We start from the raw sequence: 19,299 nt of genomic DNA, 5'->3' as shown, positions 1-19,299 counted from the left end.
AAGCCATGCCCCTAACTAAAACATTTCATGTATTCAAGCTAATTTTAGATAGATAAACGCCCCAATTGTTGCATCTACTCCAGCAATTGGGGCGTTTATCCTCAAATTCTTTCCACTATATTTATGAAACATTTATCACACCTATGTCGCTATTATCTTTACGTGCAAATGCCCTTCTTAATATTACTGCTTCTTATTATACTGTGCTTTAAAATCAATATATTCCTGTTTCGCATCTTGGTTATTGCCTTGGTGACTATCAAAAGATGTATGTATTTGTGATATGTATTTTACTAACTTGCCTTCATCATTTCTTTTCTTATAATTTATTACAATACTTACTTCCAATATCTGCTCTGAACCATATTTAGAATCTATATGCAGTACAAGCGATCCACCATCATATTCATCATATTGTATTTTCAACTTATCATTAATGATACTCTGAAACTCTAATTCAGTTAATTTGTATCCAACTGTACTAGGTTGATCAAACTTTTTTATATCATCTCCGGGCTTCATCTTTAGTTTCCCTATTCCTTTTAAACGATCAACAATTAAGTTTACGTATGAAACATCCAGATTTGAATCCGGACTTTTCACCTGTCCATTTTTATACATAATATTGGTACGATAAACACCTTCTTTTTTATTATCTTTGCTGTCTACTGCTGAAGTAACCGCTTGTGTTGTACTTCCATATAAACTTTTATCTTTCGTATTATATATCCCTTCCGAAGTTTGATAGATTGTTTTTCTATGCTCTCCATCTTCCTTTTGTTCATATGTACTATATATACCTCTTTGTTTCACATACGCATACCCATCATCACTCGCAGACATAACCTTTCTCATGTCACCTTCATCCAAAGCTTTGACAAATGGCTTATAATCTATCTTCGTCTCCCCAAAACTACATCCACTTAATAAACTTGATACTATTAACAGAACTATCATCATCCTAGCTTTCTTCTTTAACTTCATACTGACACCCCGTTGATTTCTCTAGGCATTTTTAGGTTCATTACATTCCCATTTTGATAGTAATATAGTTCACCTTTACTTACCGGTATTTATTAACTCATACAGATTATGTTGAAGATACTTTAATTTTTAATAGCATCGATTTTTATACAATCCTTAATTGTTTATATATTCCGTTCGAATTTTCAGAAACCAAAACTTATTTTGCTTTCTTTTCCTCTCTCTCTTTATAACGCTTTAAGAATTCCTGACGTTCCCTTTCATGTGCCTCCCACGAAATATAAAATGATGGAAATTTAAATCTACAATAGGCTAATAATTGGAACTCTGCTGCACCTATGGCTACCGCGTACATTACAAGGGTTCCTGCCATATACCCCACTAAAACCCCTGTTTCATAATTATTATGAACATAAATTAAAATAAGAAGGGTTAGTACATATATCGTAACACCAATCATTGCATTGCCTTTTGTTTTACTAAAAAATGAAGTTGCTCTTTCATCCATACTAAATGCCCCACTCTCTGCTTGTTTAAAGGTATCAATCGTTGTCACCAGATGAACAAAAACTGCTCCTAGAAACAATAAACCCACATACAATAATGTAATTTGATCAGTTGAATAATTCGAAATTGCTGGAAGTATAAACAATGTGAATCCTATAGTTCCTAGCTGAAATGCAAATAATAATATCACAAGTGCTTGCAACTTTTGATATTTGAAACGAGCTTTTGGAATTAGATATAGAATGAAAAAGATTACTTGCAAACCATATAACACTAATTCAATACTAACAATTATTTTGTCAAAGAGAGTCGGATAGTATCCCCAGCCAATCTTAATTAATGCTACCAAAATAAAAAGCATGAATAATGAACTATAAACTATTCCTCCAAACATAAATCCCACAGAGTCTTCTGGGCTTAAGCGATTTCTACATGTTATTTTAAATTCATCTAAATCTTTTTCTTTTATATTCCACATATAATTACACCATCTTTTCTAAAATCATGTAATAACTCTATTTTTGTAGACAAACTGAGAGTAAATAAATGTTTTTGGTATTTCATATTAAACTAGCCTTTTTTACTTTGTTTAACAAACACAAAATACATCAACATACAACTTAACCTCAGTTTGTACAACTATCTTTTCAAAAGGAGTTAGAGAAATCTTATCACCGTTCAGCAAAACACCTAAAAACATGATGAGCATTGGTATAGAAGTATATGCAAAAACTCCCCTATAAAAGATTCTTATATAATCCGGACTTAATCGGTTTTTATTTGTAATTTGAAAAAAACCTAAATCTTCTTCCTTTATTTTAAGCATTCATCTTTCCCCATTTCGACGCAAAACTTATTTTATTTCTTTAGTTTTCTTTTTTTCCTTCTCTTCATAAAGCTTTAGTCTTTTCTGACGCTCTCTTTCATGTTCCTCCCACGATATATAAAATGATGGAAATTTAAATCTGCAATAGGCTAATAATTGGAACTCTGCTGCACCTATGGCTACCGCGTACATTACAAGAGTTCCTGCTATATACCCTACTAATATCTCTGTTTCATAATCATTATGAAAATAAATTAAAATAAGAAGGATTAGTGCATATACCGTAACACCAATCATTACGTTGTTTTTTGTTTTACTAAAAAATGAAGCTACCCTTTCATCCATACTAAATGCTCCACTCTCTGCTTGTTTAAAGGTATCAATTGTGGTCACCAGATGAACAAAAACTGCTCCTAGAAACAATAAACCCACATACAATAATGTAATTTGATCAATCGAATAATTTGAAATTGCTGGAAGTATAAACAATGTGAATCCTATAGTTCCCAGCTGAAATGTACATAATAATATCACAAGCGCTTGCAACTTTTGACATTTAAAACGAACTTTTGGAAATAGATATAGAATTAAAAAGATTACTTGCAAGGTATATAAAACTAATTCAATACAAACAATTATTTTGTCAAAGAGATTTGGATAATAACCCCAGCCAAATTTAACTAATGCTCCAAAAATAAAAAGCATGAATAATGAACTATAAACAGTTGCGCCAAGTATAAACACCATGGAGCGTTCTGGACTTAAACGATTTCTACATGTTATTTTAAATTCATCTAAATCTTTTTCTTTTATATTCCACATTCGGTTTTTCACCTTCTATACAGTTTAAATAATTTTCATTCACATCAATTCTATGTCACTCTTATTTACTTTTCGATTTGGATTTTTTATTTTGTTTTCGAGTTTTCCCACGCATTCTCTCATTTTCTTCCCAAGTCATATTGAATGATTTAAATTTGAATCTACAGTACACCAATAGCTGGAATTCTGCTGCACCAACGGCTACTGTGTACAGTAAAACAGTACCTATTACATATCCAATCAAAGTATCAATCGCATAATCATTATGAAAATAAATCAAAACAAGTAGGATTAATGCGTATATTAAAGCTACTTTCATCATAGCTCCTTTTGTTTTACTAAAAAAGGGAGCGGATCTTTCATTCATACTAAATGCACCTTCACTTGCCTGTTTAAACGTATCAATCGTTGTCACAATATGAAGAATCACTGCTCCTATAAATAAGAAGCCTACATATACTAATGTAATTCCGTCGATTATATAATCAGACATTCCAGGAAGAATTAAAGCCGTGAATAATATTGTACCTAATTGAAATGCATATAATAACACAACAATCGGTTGTAATTTTTGAAATTTAAATCGAGCTTTTGGAAATGAATATAGAATTAAAAAAATTATTTGTAAGCTATATAGCACAAGTTCAATTTTAACAATTGTTTTTTCGAATAAAGTAGTATAGTAATCCCAACCAAAGGTTACTAAAGTACCAATATGAAAAAAACATCATAACTGAAACGTACACTATTGTTCCTATCATAAAACCTAAAGTACCCTCAGGACTTAAACGGCTGCTACATGTTACTCGAAATCCATCTAAATCTTCTTCTTTTATGTTCCACATTCAGTTTTTCACCTTCTATACAGTTCAAATAATTTCCAGGCACTAAAATCCCATTACATTCCTAACTTTTTAAGTACATTCATCTTTGCGTAACTATATTCAGATAATATTACCTCTACATTAATTACCGTACATAATCAGAATGCTTTTGATAGTTCAAATAGCCTTCTTTCTCCTCAAAAGCTCTAAATATTCTTCTCTCTTTCACTTAAGCATATCCCTCATACTCTATTTTTGTTTCCCCCGAAACTGCACTCACTTAGTAAAAACATTACTGTCATCATAATTGTATCGAGATAATAAAGCTCTTTAATTTTATCTTCAGAAAGGTGATAACCTCCCATCAACAATATGCTAGGAGGTTATTACAGTTATTTTAAATTTGTTTTTATTTTAATGGATTCGATTTTTGCAAATAATAATGTTATTTAATTTGAGAGAAGCGAATATTAAAAACCTACTGCTTAATAACTCGTAATTAAGTCTTCACCCTCATATCTAGGGTCTTTCTCAACTTTACCATCTTTTGTTTTGATGACTTTTAGTCTACCTAACCACTCTGCTCCCTTATATGTCTCTTCACTTACCCATACATTATGCTTTTTACCATCTACCTCAACTACTAATGTGGGGTGTGTAAACATGAATTCCTTCTCTACATGCCTACCTACAATTTCTGCATGTAATGATGTACCTTCTTCAACTAATTTACTATTTTGATACCCTTCGATAATAGGTAATCCAATAAATACAAAGAATATCAGTCCAAATACGATTACTTTCTTCTTTGTACTCCATTTATTCTTTTCTTTCAATTCCTTCTGTCTCGCTTCTCTTTCTTCGCGTTCATCCAAACTCTCATTTAAAGCATCTTCCCATGCCTTAATTTCCGCTTCGATTTCTGCTTCAGCTCTTGCTAGTTTTTCTAGTTGTTCATCGGTTGCTACCATCTCATATGAGTTATCTCCAACCAAACGAATTTCAGTACCATTTTCTTTTACTTTTCGCAAGTCTTTTTCTGTACAATTAAACTCTCGAATGATTTCCCCTTGTGTGTTTACCAATCTAACGTAAATGTTTTTTTTCTCCTTCTTCTTAAACATCTGCACTCCCCCTTATTTGTTTCCTATCATAGATAGCCCTATTGCAATTAAGAGAAAGAAAACGATAATAAGGAAAGTCTTCCCTTTGCTTACTTGTGTTGTAGAACCTTCCAAGACAGCCCATATAAAAATTGGGAAAAGAAGAATACCTAGAAGAATATCAACTAACTTTTTGCTACTCTTCTTTAGTGGTTTTTCTTCTACTATCGGTTTTATCTGAACAGCTTCTTTTCTTATTTGTTTCGATTTCTTTTTCTTATGTCTATGATTCACCCAACATACTCCTTTTAGAATAACATTTTCCTAACTATAAAAATACCAAAATATACCATTTTTATCATATAGGATAAAATGATTCATTTCTTCACAAATAGATTTCCACCATAAAAACAGTCTATGACTATTATTTACAAATGTTATTTCAACTTTTATTTTATTCTTTTTCTATTCGCTATAAATTCTTGACGTTCTTTTTCATGTTGTTCCCACGTAATACTAGATATTTAGATTCTTATTCAATCAAAAATAGACTTTCCTCTTTCCATGTAGGAAGAGGAAAGTCTATTTATTTCTAAATATATTATAGCCCTTGTTTTATTAATAATTGTTACTTATTATTTTCAGCCTTGTTCTTTATCGTTTTTACAAATTCATTTCGCCATATTTTAAAATTATGAGCAAATTTTCCTTCAATAGAATTTTTATACCCTTCAAATTTCACTTCTAAAATATCAAAGTCATTGAATAATTTATATGTCTCTGCCGTCAAACCTACTGGGTGTAATACCCCACCATAATCATAGAAAGTGTCTTCATCGAGAAGTATTCCTCTTGTAGTAATTACATACTCTACATCTTTTTCTTCCTCAGTACTCAACCTCACTACACTTCCTAAAGGCAAAACTTTCTCCATATAATCTTTCATATTAATTCACCGATCCTTTTAACACGATAATTTTCTCTTCTATTTTTTGTCGCCTTTTTTCTAATTGGCGGATACGATCAATAAAAGCATCACGTGTTTTACCTTGCAAACTATTATCAATACTACTTTCTAATCTTCTAATATCTCCTGTCAAAGATACAGCTGCTTTTTCAAGTTGCATAACAACGTTAATAATTTGATCTCGCCCACCACTGTCCGGAAATGTACTATGAACCCTCGACATTATCATATGTAAATCCATCCTCATTCCCCCTTCCTTAACATTTATCAATAATAGGAAACCGAAGCTAACTCTTCATCTTTTGCTATCATAGAAATTACCGCATCTGTAACGTCTTGACTTAACTCTTTTAAATCATTTGAAAGTTCGTTCACATCTCTGGAAATCTCTACTAATAATGAACGGTTTAACCCTCTACTACCATCATTCATAAAATAGTTTAATAATGATTGGCGATGGCTTCTTACATAATCTCCAGCAATTGAAGCAATATTTGTATCAATTTCAAAGTCACCTTTAAATACATCTAAAATATCTTGAACAAGGGAAGATGCTACTTCTTTTGCAATTATTATAATTTCATCACGTGATAAATAAAGAATAATGCATCCTACTAAAAAATCTACAGCTGCGTTAAATACTGATTCTAACACTTCAAGTACCTTTTCCTTACATTTTGCTAATTTATTCTCTATCCAATCCACAGCCGCATTTACCTGATTTCTAACTTCTAGTATAACTTCCTTACTAAATTTCAAAGCTTTTTTTCCTGTTTCTACACCTATACTTGCTATTTTTGTTGCTAGAGCACTAGTATCTCCCACTACTGTTATTGCAACTAGAATTGCACTGACTGGGGTTCCATTTACTACTAAATCCACTACAACTTCTTCTGTTGTACTTAATGTTTTTTTTCCAGTGATTCCTTTATATAGGTCCCCAGCAGATTCTGATATTTCTAAAAAACCAAATTTCCAATCAAATCCTGTTTCGCTAACCTTTTTCAATTTATCTATTGCTACATTCCCATTCCCAGAATAAAATTTTGGATCATATAAAAAAGAATGCCCTTCCCCATTTTCCATTTTATAAACCTGTCCAGGTATTACAAAATCTGCGGCTTTAATGGCGCCATACAAAGGATCATATTCATTTATAAGACTGCGGCAATTTTTCATATTGGTCCCGTATCCGTACTTAACCACATCTTTATTTAAAACAGGCGCAGGATTTAAAGCTAATACGTTTATATTATCTTCTTGATGTCTTAATGCAACTGTATTCGCTGCTCCGCCACCTAAAGAGTGCCCTAGTAAAGTTATCTTCTTTCCTTTATTATCCGCTTTGACTTTTTCATAAAATCTTTCCGCTTGACTATACTGAAACTCCGCTAATGACCCAAATATAGGTGAATTAGTTAAATTATGCAGTCCAATTGCTCCATCAGTTGCTAAATCGCCTATTTGACTCGGTTGCGTTCCAACGTAAACTATAAAAATTTCACCTGTATGGTTGTCTTTTAGAGCGTATGCCCCAAAACCAGTCTGAGGATGTTGATCATCCTCTGCTATTAGTTCGGCATCAAAGTTATCTTCTAGTCTTTTCTTATTTTTTCCTGGGTCTGGATTACTATAATCATCTTCTTTTTCATTAAAAGCATAAATATCAGCTGCTGCTAATCTTAATTTTCCTACATCACTGTTTATTTTAAATCTTTGGAGATCATTTGTACTATTCCCCACACTTATTCCCTCCTATTTTATACATTACCTATTATTCATATATTGTCTTTCATACTCCTCATATTCGTTTTTAGAATTTTCATTATTATCTTCTTTAGTATTTAAATAGATTGCTATTTTTTGATCATGTCTTATTAATTGACCTTCTTTATTCTTTTTTTCATACCCCATCGTTATGCTTATCGTAGTGAATTCCATAGGATTTTCTTTTGTATCTTTTGCCGAATTAAATTCCAATAATAATATTGCTTCATCAAATTTATCATAGTCCACCTTTAACTTATCATTAATTATTTCTTGAAATTCCGATTCAGTTAAGTAATATGTTACCTTGGATGGTTCACTAAATCTTTTTTTATCTTTTTTGGGTTTTAAACTATCTATTCCCTTCAATCTATCAAATATAAAATGAACATTCGAAACATCCAAACTTTGATCTGGACTTTTCAATTGATTATCTTCATATTTAATACTAGTTCTATATATAGTTTCTTCTTTTTTTTGCTCATTATTTAATGAACTAGCAATTTCTTGTAAAGTTGTCCCATAGAACCTTTTTTCTTTGATATTGTATACCGCTCCTGTCGTTTGATATACGACGTTAATGCGTTTATCATTTTCCGCCCAAAACGTACTATCCCTAACCTCTTCTTTCACATACGCATACCCATCATCACTCGCAGACATAACCGTCTTCATATCCCCTTCATCCAACGCCTTTACTAATCTCTCATACTCTATCTTTGTCTCTCCAAAACCACATCCACTTAATAAACTTGCCATTATTGACACGACTATCATCACCTTAGCTTTCTTCTTTAATTTCATACTGTCACCTCGTTAGTTACTCTAGGCATTTTTAGTTTCATTATGTTCCCTTTTTGATAGTAATACACTTCATCTTTACCTAATGGTGCTTCGTTGCTTATATATTTTATATTGAAGATACTTTGATCATTTAATGGCATTGCGATAATTGCTGCTGTTAGTTTACTTCTCATTTTCATAGGTAGAGCTTCACGATTTCGGTCCATGTAGTCGTGGTGACCTGCTAATACAAAGTAAATACCTACTGTACGAGATAAATCAATTAAAGTCGCTGCATCCTCCATTTCTAAATAAACAAATTTACTAAACTCTTCAACATTTGTCATGATAATGAGTTGTTTTGTGAATGCAGGAATTTCTCTACCTTCTTGTCTTGCTTGTGCTAATTCAAAAGCTCGTTCACGAATTACTTCCATCCAATACTTCGCATGCATATTGATTTCATTTTCGTCTACAATGTAGTGCGTCACATCGTCTTTATATTGAACGAAACTATACTCTGCTGTATCCACCAACGTCACACTTTCAAAATAATCTTTATTCAATTGAGATAGGATGCTAGATACAATTTGTTTTCTCATACTATCATCTACACTATAAATCATTAAATGATCATTCACTGCAATATCATGAGCTACAACTTCTACGTTTGCAAAATCAAGCCCCATTGGAATTCTTGCTGCTTGTAGAGCTTTTGTAACGTCTTTATTTTTACGATAAGTAGCAATATCAATCACTTCTGGCATCATTGGAATTGCCTTCGGACGTTCTCCATCCCATTCTCGATCCATATCATTTGCTTCTTGTTGTAATAATTGAATTTGCTGTAATTCATCTTCTGCTTTCGTAGGTAATGCAACCTGGAATAATGTAGGAGATTCTAGTTTTATTAACGCTCTTCCTGCTGTTTCTTCCACTTTTATATCAGATCTCCCTACAATACTAGCTACTTCACTTTGATCAATCATATATAGGCAAGTTTGGATTTTAATATTATTGTACAATTGAATTCTAAGTGCATTTTGTCGCCCTGCACTAATTAAGGTATGAATTCCTAAACTTGCACCATCTCGGACAATTTGCATAATTAGCATTTCAAAGCTTTCATAGAACTTCGCTTCTTTTACTGCATCATAATTGTCGATTGCAATAATAATATGTGGTATTTCTTTCCCGCTTGCCTTTTCATACATTTCAATATTTGCAACGTCATATTCACTTAATAATCGTTTACGATTTTTCATTTCTTGAGTTAATCTTTCAACAAACTTTAAACATTTTTCAGATTCATCAATCGTAATCGTATCCGCTACATGAGGTAATCCTTTCAAAGGTAGAAGACCATTTGTTCCAAGGTCCACTAAATACACATGCAAATGCTCCGGACTATGCTGACGAGCTACATCCATAATGACTGATTGTAAGAATGTTGATTTTCCGTAGCCTGGGCTTGAGAAGACCGCTACGTGTCCGTCTTTACTAATATCTAATGTTAATGGTGTTTGTGATTGTAATTCAGGCTGATCTAGTAGACCAATTGTTGCTTGTAATGGTTTCTTTTCTTTCGTCCATGCTTCTTTGAACTGAATTGCATGTAAGTCTTGTAAATATACGCTTTCTGGAAGTGGTGGTAACCACGGTCTAGCTAACGCTTCAATTTCATTTATTTCTGCGTAATCGTGAATGTAGTCAATAACAGCATCCAGTTCAGACGGTACGCTTATTACTTCTTTACTGCTACCAAGTCCACTTAAGTCTTCACTTAATATTTCATATTGTCCTAGATCATTTATTGCATAGATTGTTGCATCTAAATGTTCTTTATCCTCTTTATTTTCTACATAGTCTGCTCCGCTCCAAGCTGATTGGAATAGTTCATAAATTTCATTATTCCCAACTTGTAAGTAAGCACGTCCTGGTAATGTAATTTCAGCAGCATCTGGCGTTTTTAAAATTTCATTACTATCTGACGTATTTTGAACTTTTAGTGCTAGTTTGAATTTCGAGTTACTCCAAATTTGATCATCTACAACACCACTCGGTTTTTGCGTAGCTAATATTAAATGGATTCCGAGTGAACGACCGATACGCGCTGTTGAAACTAACTCTTTCATAAATTCTGGTTGTTCTGACTTCAATTCCGCGAATTCATCACTAATTAAAAATAGATGCGGCATCGGCTCACTTACTAAGCCTTCTTTATACAGTTTTTGATACTGATTAATATGGTTTACATCATTTTCACCAAATAATCGTTGTCTTTTCTGTAATTCAGCTTTAATTGATGCGAGCGCTCTCATACTTTGTGCTCCATCTAAGTTCGTAATTGTTCCTAATAAATGCGGTAAGTTTTTGAATAAATTCGCCATACCGCCGCCTTTATAGTCAATTAGTAAAAAGGCTACTTCGTACGGGTGGAAATTTACTGCTAGAGATAATATATACGATTGTATAATTTCCGATTTACCTGAACCCGTTGTACCTGCTATTAATCCGTGTGGTCCGTGTGCTTTTTCGTGTAAGTTTAAGTTTACGATATCTTCTTTACCACGTAATCCAAGTGGTACAGCTAAAGATTTATGCGCTGCATTTTTCTCCCAACGACTTGTAATATTCAGTTCTTTTACTTTTTCAACGCCATACATTTCTAAAAATGTTACGCTTTCTGGAATACTATTTTTTAAGTTTTGCAAATGATTTAATGGTGCTAATGCCCGTGAAATATCTTCTAAATTGAATCCTTTTGGCACATGATTTAGTTTAAATTGACGGTTAACAAGTTCTCCTTGCTCTAAGATGATGTTCCCTTGTTTTGCATCTCTTATATCTATTACCGTTTTCACATGCTCCGGTAAACTTTGCATAACATCTTGTACAAATACGAGTGATACACCTAATTGACTCGGATCATCATTAAAGAATTCCATAACAACATGGTCTAATATTAGTTTTTCATCTGTAATGAGAACGACATAGTGCGGTGCAAAGTACATTTTTTCATTAGTAGAACTTTTTTCATCTAGTTTTAATTTTCGTTCTTTCAATATTTGATACAAACTATTTAACACTTGATCACGGCTACGATCATGGTATACAAATCCACGTACATTTATATCGCGAACACTTCCATGAGGTAACCAGCGCATCCAATCCCATTTTTCTTTTTCTTCTTCCGGAAAAATAGTAATAAACTGCAAGTCATAATAACTATGGAATAAAGCCGTTTGTGCAACTAATAATTGTAATTGCTCTAACACTAAAGAGCGTTGACCAATATAACCGACTGGTCCATTCATTAAATCTGTTACAACTGGTACATCTTCCAACGATAGATAACGCTGTCTTAGTTCACGTGCTATATCAATTAATTCATCTTTCGTTTGACTAAATTCTTCTTCATTAAATTGAATTTCAAAACTCGTATTAGCTTGTCCTGTTCCAACGCTAAATGTTAAGAAATCATGATGTAACATTGTTTTTTCATAAATTCGAGGATTTACTTGAACTGCCATATTACGTATTACTTCTACATTTGGATTGTGATAATGTAATGCGTGACGCTGTTTTTCACTTTCTGCATGTAAATCTTTCGTTTTTTGTTTTATATACTCTCTATAGCTTTTATCTCGTTCAACAATATCGACTTTATATTGCTTTAAATTTTTTATATACGATGTGACAGAAACAATGATTGTTACTAATGTCATCGCAATCGATGCGATAATAAACATTCCATATTTCATGAAAATAGCAAGTAATACGGTTACGACAATCATGACAAGTGAAGGTGCAATGATTCTTGCTAAATGCTCCGTTGGTTTTGATGGCATACTTGAAGGCTTTGCAATTGTCATTTTCTCTTCTGGTTCACGGTAAATAATACGTGGTGAACGATGATAGTCTGGATAACCACTTTGATAATTTGTTTCTGATTCTACTAAAATAGGTAACTCAGATTTCACTTTATCTTCTGAAGAAAGTACTTGAATGTCTTCACTACCAATCTCCAATAAAATACCATCAAAATATAATACGTCTCCTGATTCCAACATAACGCTATCTTTTAACTTCGTATAATTATGAAATACATCCCCGCCATACACGTTCACTTTAAAAGAATCGTACAACGTTTCGCGAGATAGCATTAAATCTACACTAGTCCCGGTAATAGAAATATCATCGTAATCGTTTTGACTCACTGTAAGAGAATGTTTCGTTCCGATATCAAACACTCTAGTTGTGCCAACAATAGATATAAAGATTTTCAAGCTCACATCTCTTGTTTTCCCAATCTCAATTTCCTTATTAAATTCTATTAATTGATCCTGTACCATCCAAGCATTTACTTCATTATTCCACTTTAACTCTACTTCTTGTTCTAAACTTGGATTCGTAATATCATTTGTCCACTCTTTTCCAATCGACACTATTGATTGCTCATTTGGATGTAATGTGCACTTATATATTTTGTCTCCATAAGTCAATACTAATAGTTGCTCCATCCGTGTTCACTGCTCCTTTTCAACTGTCTCATCAAGTGCTTACTCTTTTTTCTCTGTGTCCGACAAATTTTTATCGCTTGATGAATTGCCATATTTCTTTTTATATTCATCTAATTGTTGCTCATATGTTTTTAACTTTTGATCACGTTCTTCCCCTGATAAATCTGGATTATTTTTCAGTGATTCAATTTGTTTAACAAGGCCGTACATAATAAGCTGAGGATCATCAAGTGTCTTAGCTAAATCTAATGATTTATCAAAATTACCTTTTCCGTTATACATCCAATACAGCAAATACTTTTCATCACTTTTCAAACTAATGTTTTTCATAATCGATTTCTTTTGAGCTTCACCTAGTTTTTCAGCTGTAATGTATGCAAATGCTAACTCATATTTAGATGCAATCGGTAATGATTCAAACTCCTCCTCATTCAATTGCGTAATGACTTTGTCATAATCAGTTGCTATGAAACTTGCATTTGCTTCTAACAATTTATTTTGATAAGGAAATTTTATAAAAGTGAAATATATTAAAGGAGCAGCTAAAATAACTGTCGCCGCTATGAAGGAAAAAGCTAAGTATTTAAATGATTTATAGCTTTTTTTAGGTACTAACTGCATATTTTTTTCTGTTTTTGTTTGTTCCTTCTCAAAGCTGTCATCAAGAAACTGCAGTAATGCATCTAAGCTTTCCATTTGAGCAACGGTCTGTTCAAATGTTGTTTCTTTTGCATCTTTTAGTAACCCAGCATACAAATCATCAAAGTTATGTTTTTGGGAGAATAAAGCAATAATTAGACACTTATATTGTGTTAAAAACTGCTCTTCTAATAACGGGGTTGGCGGAACAATATCTCGAATTCCTCTATGTATAATACTTGGTATTAAATTAGCATTAAAAACTATATTGTCTGGATGTAAAAAGAACGTGATTCGTTTATTTAAATATTTACGAAACTGCGCAACATTCCGAAGTAGTCTTAATTTCTCATTTCTTCTAAAACGGCTAAGATCGTCCCACTTATATAATTTTTTATCTACTTGATATAGAAACGTAAACATATCATCCGTTTCTTCTATTGTTAATGGTACAAATTCAGATGATATGCCCGTAATTATATCGAATTGACGGAAGTCTTTTATACGTGTTTGAGATTTGGTCATCTCCAATTTCCAATTTTCTTTTTCTATTTGAAATTGATAGTTCATTGCATCAATTTGAATTATTTTTTCCGTCATGTTTATCCTCTTCTCCTTTTCTTTATAACCCGTAATAACTTATTTTCAAATAACTAAAAGTAAAAAATATTCTTTATAAAACTTGCAAAATATCTCCATCTGTTATTTGGTGATCAATTAAACGATCATTATCTGTTAAAACAATTGACTTATTTTTCACTTTAATCACAAAATGTGAACCTTCATGATTATCAATCTTTAGCGTATCTAATAAGTTTTTCAATAAATATTTAATAGATTGATGATTCGGAATACGCAAATCATATGTATTTCCATTCCATTTACTAAAATCTACTGTCACATTGATATGTGTTTGTATTGCCATCGCTTTACCTCCAACTTTTACGAAGAACCGTATAAATACCGATACAAATAAGTAGAATGCCGCCGCCAAATAATAATATTATTGTTATACTAATTGGCTCTTCATTCATTGTTTCATTACTTGCTACTTCATCTGCACTTTTTCTGACAATGTATTCACTGCTAAACAAACTATTTTTCGTATCTTTAACACTATTATTCTCTTTTTGTTTTATAAAAAGAGCATCTCGCAAAGCTTCCATATCTTTTTGTTCTTTCTTTTTCTTTTTCTCAATTTCTTCTTCTATATCTTTGTTAAATAACTCAATCGATGCTTTATCTAATTCTGTTTCCTTATGTTCCTTTTTATTTTTTTCTTGGTCGCTTTCTTCAAGTCGATCCACTTTAAACTTAATCTTCCCATCATCACCAAGATAACTGTCAGCCGCGCTCCTTATCGGTAGCGCGACAAACAGTAAAAGGATAGAGAGAAATGATAACTTAGCCACTATGCTCCATTGTTTGATCATTTACTGCTTTTTCCTCCCATTTCTTATGCCATACAAATAGATTACTAACCAATCCAATAATGGCAATTACAAACAATACGACAAAAATAACTTTCCCAGTATCTTTACCACTAATAAAATCATTTAGAAAACTTTCTATATACTGAAGCGGTGAGAATTGACGTATCTTTCCGACAGAGGACATTTGATCTACTTTACTTCCAACTGCCTCAGTTAAAAATAGGTACATGCTTAAAAATACTAATAGTATAAACATACCTACCATTTTTATTTGTCTTAATAAGTAGGTTGAGACCAATACAAATGCCATCATAATAAATGTGATGAACGCAATCCATAGTAAACTTTGATCCTGACCGAACTTTAAAAGACGCCCAGAAATGATACCTATACTAATCCCTTCCACAATTGATATACCGAAAGCTACTACTGTAGTTGGTACATTCATATCAATTAATGAGAATTTCTCTTCAAAATGATCTGATTGCATTCGTTTCTTTTCTTGATTCGCAATTGCGTATGCTGTAAATAATGCAACAATGAAACAAGTTAATACAATTAAGTATGGTGTAAAAGCATTACCTGCTACAATTACTCCATCATTTTGCTTTTGAACTGGACTAGCTAAAAAGTCATATAGCATTTCATTTTGACGATCTCCAATACGACTATTCGCTAAAATTTTCGTAAAGTTTTTGGAGAATGATTTATCATCTTCCATTTTCTTCGTAAAGTCGTTTAGTAATAAATCAGCTTTCGAAACAATTGTCGTTCCGCTGTCTTGAATTTCTTTTGCTTGTCCATTAATTTGATCAAATGTTTTATATACATCGTCTGAAGTTGCTAAACTATGCTTCGAACTTTCGACCAATGACTGACTTTGCATCATTAATGATTTAATACCAGAATCTAACGATAAAATAGCTGTTTGCTCACCAGCATGATTTGTTGTTAATACTTGCTGCTCTTCAACTAGCTTTAAGCTATTCTCACGCCATTTCGCTAAACCTTTTAAATACTCTCCTAAATTTTCATTCATACTAGTTGCTTGTTGCGTCGTTCCATTTAATTTCTCCGCTAGTAGCATAGAATTTTGATCCGCACTAGTAATAGATTGTTGATAAGAGTTTATTTTTTGTTTTAAACCTGACATATCTTGCTTTATTTCTGTAGTAATACTTGATGAAACAAGATTTGAAATTAAATCAATTAAACTTTGTTTATTTAATACGTAGTACAAAGATTGATCCGTCGCAATTGCATCTAAACTTCCCTCTTCTAACTTAGGACCTACATCTTTCGTTCTTAAATCAATCCCATAATACATTTCGTAAAGGCTCATTAAACCTTGATAACTTTCGACTGTATCTACTGCTTCTTTTATTAATACACTAGAAGTAATATCTGGTATTTTTTCTGTTTTTTGATGTATAACTTGATTCGTTGTACTTTCAATAATTTTTGAATTGCTACCGTTATCTGTCCCAGTGTCTGGCTTCTCTCCTGTATCAGGTTTTTCTCCTGTATCAGGTTTCTCTCCTGTATCAGGGTTTCCTCCCGTGTCTGGATTTCCTCCTGTATCAGGTTTCCCTCCTGTGTCTGGATTTCCTCCTGTATCAGGTTTCCCTCCTGTGTCTGGATTTCCTCCTGTATCAGGTTTCCCTCCTGTATCAGGTTTCCCTCCTGTGTCTGGATTTCCTCCTGTATCAGGTTTCCCCCCTGTGTCTGGATTTCCTCCTGTATCAGGTTTTCCTCCTGTATCAGGTTTTCCTCCCGTATCAGGTTTTCCTCCTGTATCAGGTTTTCCTCCCGTATCAGGTTTTCCTCCTGTATCAGGTTTTCCTCCTGTGTCTGGATTTCCTCCCGTATCAGGTTTTCCTCCTGCATCAGGCTTGACACTGTCACCATTATTACTCTGTTCTGTTTTTTGAATAATAGGCGTTTTAGCATTGTGTACTAACGGCATTATGCCATACTGTGATTTATGAACCACATTTTCCACCTTGCTATTTTCCGTTTGTGTTCCTTTATCTTCTTTGTTAGGTTTTTCTTTTTCAGGACTAGTTTCTTTTGTATGAGTCCCACTCAATTCCCACTGCCATGTTACAGGAGAGAAAACATCTATATTGATGTTTGGATCTTTTAACTTCACATCCAAGCTAATCTTTATATCCCCTTCATTACGAGGAGCTATTGTAATTTCTCCTGCTTCGCTTTGAAGAAAGTCACTTGTACGATCCACATCATCAATATGTAAGAATCCTGTACTTCCATCTAGTTTAAATTCTTCTGGAATCTTTATCTTCAAAATTTGCGGAGATTCCATTTTAATTACTTTAGCAGTATCACTAAATGTAATTCCCTCTGTATAAAGTCTATCCTTTACTTCTTTAATTGCGTTTCCTAAAGATATTTTATTTACAGGATCATAATAAAAATTATTTTCTTTATTATATTTTTTTGTAAATTGAATTACATTTTGCAGTTGTAATTTCGTTGTATCTGGCAAATCACTTTGACCGATTTCTTCCATGTTTAAACTAGGTAATTTCGCAATTAAATTCTCGATTTGTTTCTTTATTCGAGCATCTGGTTGTTTCATTAATGTATTTATGAAGATTTCTTGCTTTCCATCATTCGATATAGATTGCTTTAATTTCTTAATTACCGTCTCTTGAATATCACTTTCTAACTTCCCTGCAAGTTCTGTATCATATTCAGACACTTGTTTTTTTACATCTGCTAAATATTTTTGAATTGCTGAAGCATCAGTTAAAATATTTGGTTCTTTCTCTGAAAACGTAAATTGATTTGAAATAATTTTATTAGCGGATTCCAATGCACTTAATTGCTTTAAAGCATCGCCTGTATTCATATCATTCATATATTGATTGAATTGATTTGTGAAATTATTCGCTAACAAATTGTTATCAGTTTGCATTTTTTGAAAGTTATTAAAACCATCTAAGTACGTACTGTTAGATTTATTCCCTTCATCTAACGCTTGACCGAAACCTTTTAAAACATCCTGAAATCCTTTGAAACTATTAACAGAAACACCTGTATAATCTTGTACTGTTTTAAATTGATTTGTGTAATTCGCTAACGGACTATGTATATCTTTTTTATACATAGTTGTTTGAACGTTTCCTTTTTCAATTATTTTACCTATATTATCTTGTGCACCTTGTAGCTTACCGATAATACTCGCAAAATAAACGTCGATTATTTGCTTATTGAAATCTTCTAAAATAACAGAAGCTGTATTTTCTGCCTCAGCTTTCAAATCCTTATTCCCAGTTGCATTTACTTTGTAGTTTAACGTTAATTTCTCCGGAATCTCTGAATCAATCGCAACTGCTTTCCTAGAAAAATCATTTGGAATAACAATCATCATATTGTAATTATTATTTTTCAATCCATTTTCTGCTACCCCGCGACTAACTACGTACCATTCTTGTTTCGTATTTTTATTTACATTTTTAACAAATTGATCTCCAAACGCTATTTTATTACCCTCAAATACAGTACCCTGATCTTCATTTACCAACGCAACTGTCATTTTTGGTGTAGTATTCTCATTAGCTTTCTTAACATTTTGATTTAATGCTAAATAGGAGACCCCTGTTGATAGTACAAGAGCTAAAATAATAAACAACAAGATGCTCCATTTGAACTTTTTCACTACTTATCACTCCTGCGACTGCGAGTCTATCTAATGAAAGACTTCGTATCTTACTCTAGTTTTAAAGTAATTTAGCCATACAACGTATGGTTGCATGGCTAAATTATATATTTCTTTTTATCTGTCTTATTGTAGACCGAAATTACGAGAAAGATCTTCGTCATGTCTAGCAACAGCTTCTGCAGTTTTATTAAGCTGCATATTAATTTCTTGTAATAGCTGTGCGAAGTTTTGTACTTTTGGCTTTAATTGATTGAACTGTTGGTCAAAACCTTCGAAAGCACGACCTTCCCATTCTCCTCTTAATTCATTTTGTAAGTTTTGTAGTTGACGTAAAATGTCCTCAATTTGATTTGCACCTTGTCCATATCGAGTCGCTTTCGATTTAAGCTCCTCTGGTGACATACGAATTTGTCCTGCCATTATTAAATCCCCC

At 32.6% G+C, this 19,299-nt stretch carries 14 protein-coding genes and 4 pseudogenes; all 18 read right to left on the bottom strand.

The window, feature by feature from the left end:
- Positions 1–183: 183 nt before the first annotated feature.
- Complete coding sequence (locus ACTFRU_RS13435; protein ID WP_440037685.1) at positions 184–984, bottom strand: DUF3952 domain-containing protein; 801 nt, start codon at positions 982–984, stop codon at positions 184–186.
- 199 nt (positions 985–1,183) lie between these two features.
- Positions 1,184–1,969, bottom strand: a complete 786-nt coding sequence (locus tag ACTFRU_RS13430; protein WP_139019872.1) for a hypothetical protein — start codon at positions 1,967–1,969, stop codon at positions 1,184–1,186.
- Between the two features lie 132 nt (positions 1,970–2,101).
- Positions 2,102–2,317 (bottom strand): annotated as a pseudogene (locus tag ACTFRU_RS13425) (hypothetical protein); the annotation flags it as partial.
- 27 nt (positions 2,318–2,344) lie between these two features.
- A complete protein-coding gene (locus ACTFRU_RS13420) occupies positions 2,345–3,139 on the bottom strand; it encodes a hypothetical protein (RefSeq protein WP_141551405.1) in 795 nt (264 codons plus the stop codon).
- A gap of 61 nt (positions 3,140–3,200) precedes the next feature.
- Positions 3,201–3,984, bottom strand: a pseudogene (locus ACTFRU_RS13415) (hypothetical protein).
- Positions 3,985–4,448: 464 nt separating this feature from the next.
- The gene (locus ACTFRU_RS13410) at positions 4,449–5,087 is read right to left on the bottom strand and encodes a hypothetical protein (RefSeq protein WP_000473567.1); all 639 of its coding nucleotides are present in this window, start codon (positions 5,085–5,087) and stop codon (positions 4,449–4,451) included.
- Positions 5,088–5,099: 12 nt separating this feature from the next.
- Positions 5,100–5,360: a hypothetical protein gene (locus tag ACTFRU_RS13405; protein ID WP_016122376.1), complete on the bottom strand. Its 261-nt coding sequence runs from the start codon at positions 5,358–5,360 to the stop codon at positions 5,100–5,102.
- A 334-nt stretch (positions 5,361–5,694) separates the two neighbouring features.
- Positions 5,695–6,012, bottom strand: coding sequence for a DUF4176 domain-containing protein (locus tag ACTFRU_RS13400; protein WP_000656387.1), 318 nt, complete (start codon positions 6,010–6,012; stop codon positions 5,695–5,697).
- A 1-nt stretch (position 6,013) separates the two neighbouring features.
- Complete coding sequence (locus ACTFRU_RS13395; protein WP_000363091.1) at positions 6,014–6,274, bottom strand: hypothetical protein; 261 nt, start codon at positions 6,272–6,274, stop codon at positions 6,014–6,016.
- A gap of 26 nt (positions 6,275–6,300) precedes the next feature.
- The gene (locus ACTFRU_RS13390) at positions 6,301–7,776 is read right to left on the bottom strand and encodes a lipase (RefSeq protein ID WP_409532266.1); all 1,476 of its coding nucleotides are present in this window, start codon (positions 7,774–7,776) and stop codon (positions 6,301–6,303) included.
- A gap of 24 nt (positions 7,777–7,800) precedes the next feature.
- Positions 7,801–8,604: a DUF3952 domain-containing protein gene (locus tag ACTFRU_RS13385; RefSeq protein WP_440037684.1), complete on the bottom strand. Its 804-nt coding sequence runs from the start codon at positions 8,602–8,604 to the stop codon at positions 7,801–7,803.
- Positions 8,601–12,830, bottom strand: a pseudogene (essC, locus tag ACTFRU_RS13380) (type VII secretion protein EssC); the annotation flags it as partial. The pseudogene essC and the gene ACTFRU_RS13385, both read right to left, overlap by 4 nt.
- Positions 12,825–13,106, bottom strand: a pseudogene (locus ACTFRU_RS13375) (FtsK/SpoIIIE N-terminal domain-containing protein); the annotation flags it as partial. The pseudogenes ACTFRU_RS13375 and essC, both read right to left, overlap by 6 nt.
- A gap of 39 nt (positions 13,107–13,145) precedes the next feature.
- On the bottom strand, positions 13,146–14,345 hold the full coding sequence (essB, locus tag ACTFRU_RS13370; protein ID WP_290102341.1) for a type VII secretion protein EssB: 1,200 nt from the start codon (positions 14,343–14,345) through the stop codon (positions 13,146–13,148).
- Between the two features lie 73 nt (positions 14,346–14,418).
- Entirely contained in the window at positions 14,419–14,670 is a 252-nt protein-coding gene (locus ACTFRU_RS13365; protein ID WP_001007571.1) for an EsaB/YukD family protein, read from the bottom strand.
- 4 nt (positions 14,671–14,674) lie between these two features.
- On the bottom strand, positions 14,675–15,178 hold the full coding sequence (essA, locus tag ACTFRU_RS13360; protein ID WP_086389010.1) for a type VII secretion protein EssA: 504 nt from the start codon (positions 15,176–15,178) through the stop codon (positions 14,675–14,677).
- Complete coding sequence (gene esaA, locus ACTFRU_RS13355; RefSeq protein ID WP_440037683.1) at positions 15,150–18,863, bottom strand: type VII secretion protein EsaA; 3,714 nt, start codon at positions 18,861–18,863, stop codon at positions 15,150–15,152. The genes essA and esaA overlap by 29 nt, the downstream gene beginning before the upstream one ends.
- A 126-nt stretch (positions 18,864–18,989) precedes the next feature.
- Positions 18,990–19,286, bottom strand: coding sequence for a WXG100 family type VII secretion target (locus ACTFRU_RS13350; RefSeq protein WP_000918601.1), 297 nt, complete (start codon positions 19,284–19,286; stop codon positions 18,990–18,992).
- Positions 19,287–19,299 lie beyond the last annotated feature (13 nt).

The organism is Bacillus cereus group sp. MYBK220-1 (assembly GCF_051916445.1).
Taxonomy (GTDB): Bacteria; Bacillota; Bacilli; order Bacillales; family Bacillaceae_G; genus Bacillus_A; species Bacillus_A cereus.
The sequence above is the reverse complement of the archived record's forward strand: the minus strand, read 5'-3'. Positions and strand labels throughout refer to the sequence as shown.

Excerpts from the sequence above, each read along its gene's own strand:
- ACTFRU_RS13435 (WP_440037685.1), bottom strand. The coding sequence starts at position 984 with ATGAAGTTAAAGAAGAAAGCTAGGATGATGATAGTTCTGTTAATAGTA.
- ACTFRU_RS13430 (WP_139019872.1), bottom strand. The coding sequence starts at position 1,969 with ATGTGGAATATAAAAGAAAAAGATTTAGATGAATTTAAAATAACATGT.
- ACTFRU_RS13420 (WP_141551405.1), bottom strand. The coding sequence starts at position 3,139 with ATGTGGAATATAAAAGAAAAAGATTTAGATGAATTTAAAATAACATGT.
- ACTFRU_RS13410 (WP_000473567.1), bottom strand. The coding sequence starts at position 5,087 with ATGTTTAAGAAGAAGGAGAAAAAAAACATTTACGTTAGATTGGTAAAC.
- ACTFRU_RS13400 (WP_000656387.1), bottom strand. The coding sequence starts at position 6,012 with ATGAAAGATTATATGGAGAAAGTTTTGCCTTTAGGAAGTGTAGTGAGG.
- ACTFRU_RS13395 (WP_000363091.1), bottom strand. The coding sequence starts at position 6,274 with ATGGATTTACATATGATAATGTCGAGGGTTCATAGTACATTTCCGGAC.
- ACTFRU_RS13385 (WP_440037684.1), bottom strand. The coding sequence starts at position 8,604 with ATGAAATTAAAGAAGAAAGCTAAGGTGATGATAGTCGTGTCAATAATG.
- essB (WP_290102341.1), bottom strand. The coding sequence starts at position 14,345 with ATGACGGAAAAAATAATTCAAATTGATGCAATGAACTATCAATTTCAA.
- ACTFRU_RS13365 (WP_001007571.1), bottom strand. The coding sequence starts at position 14,670 with ATGGCAATACAAACACATATCAATGTGACAGTAGATTTTAGTAAATGG.
- essA (WP_086389010.1), bottom strand. The coding sequence starts at position 15,178 with ATGATCAAACAATGGAGCATAGTGGCTAAGTTATCATTTCTCTCTATC.
- ACTFRU_RS13350 (WP_000918601.1), bottom strand. The coding sequence starts at position 19,286 with ATGGCAGGACAAATTCGTATGTCACCAGAGGAGCTTAAATCGAAAGCG.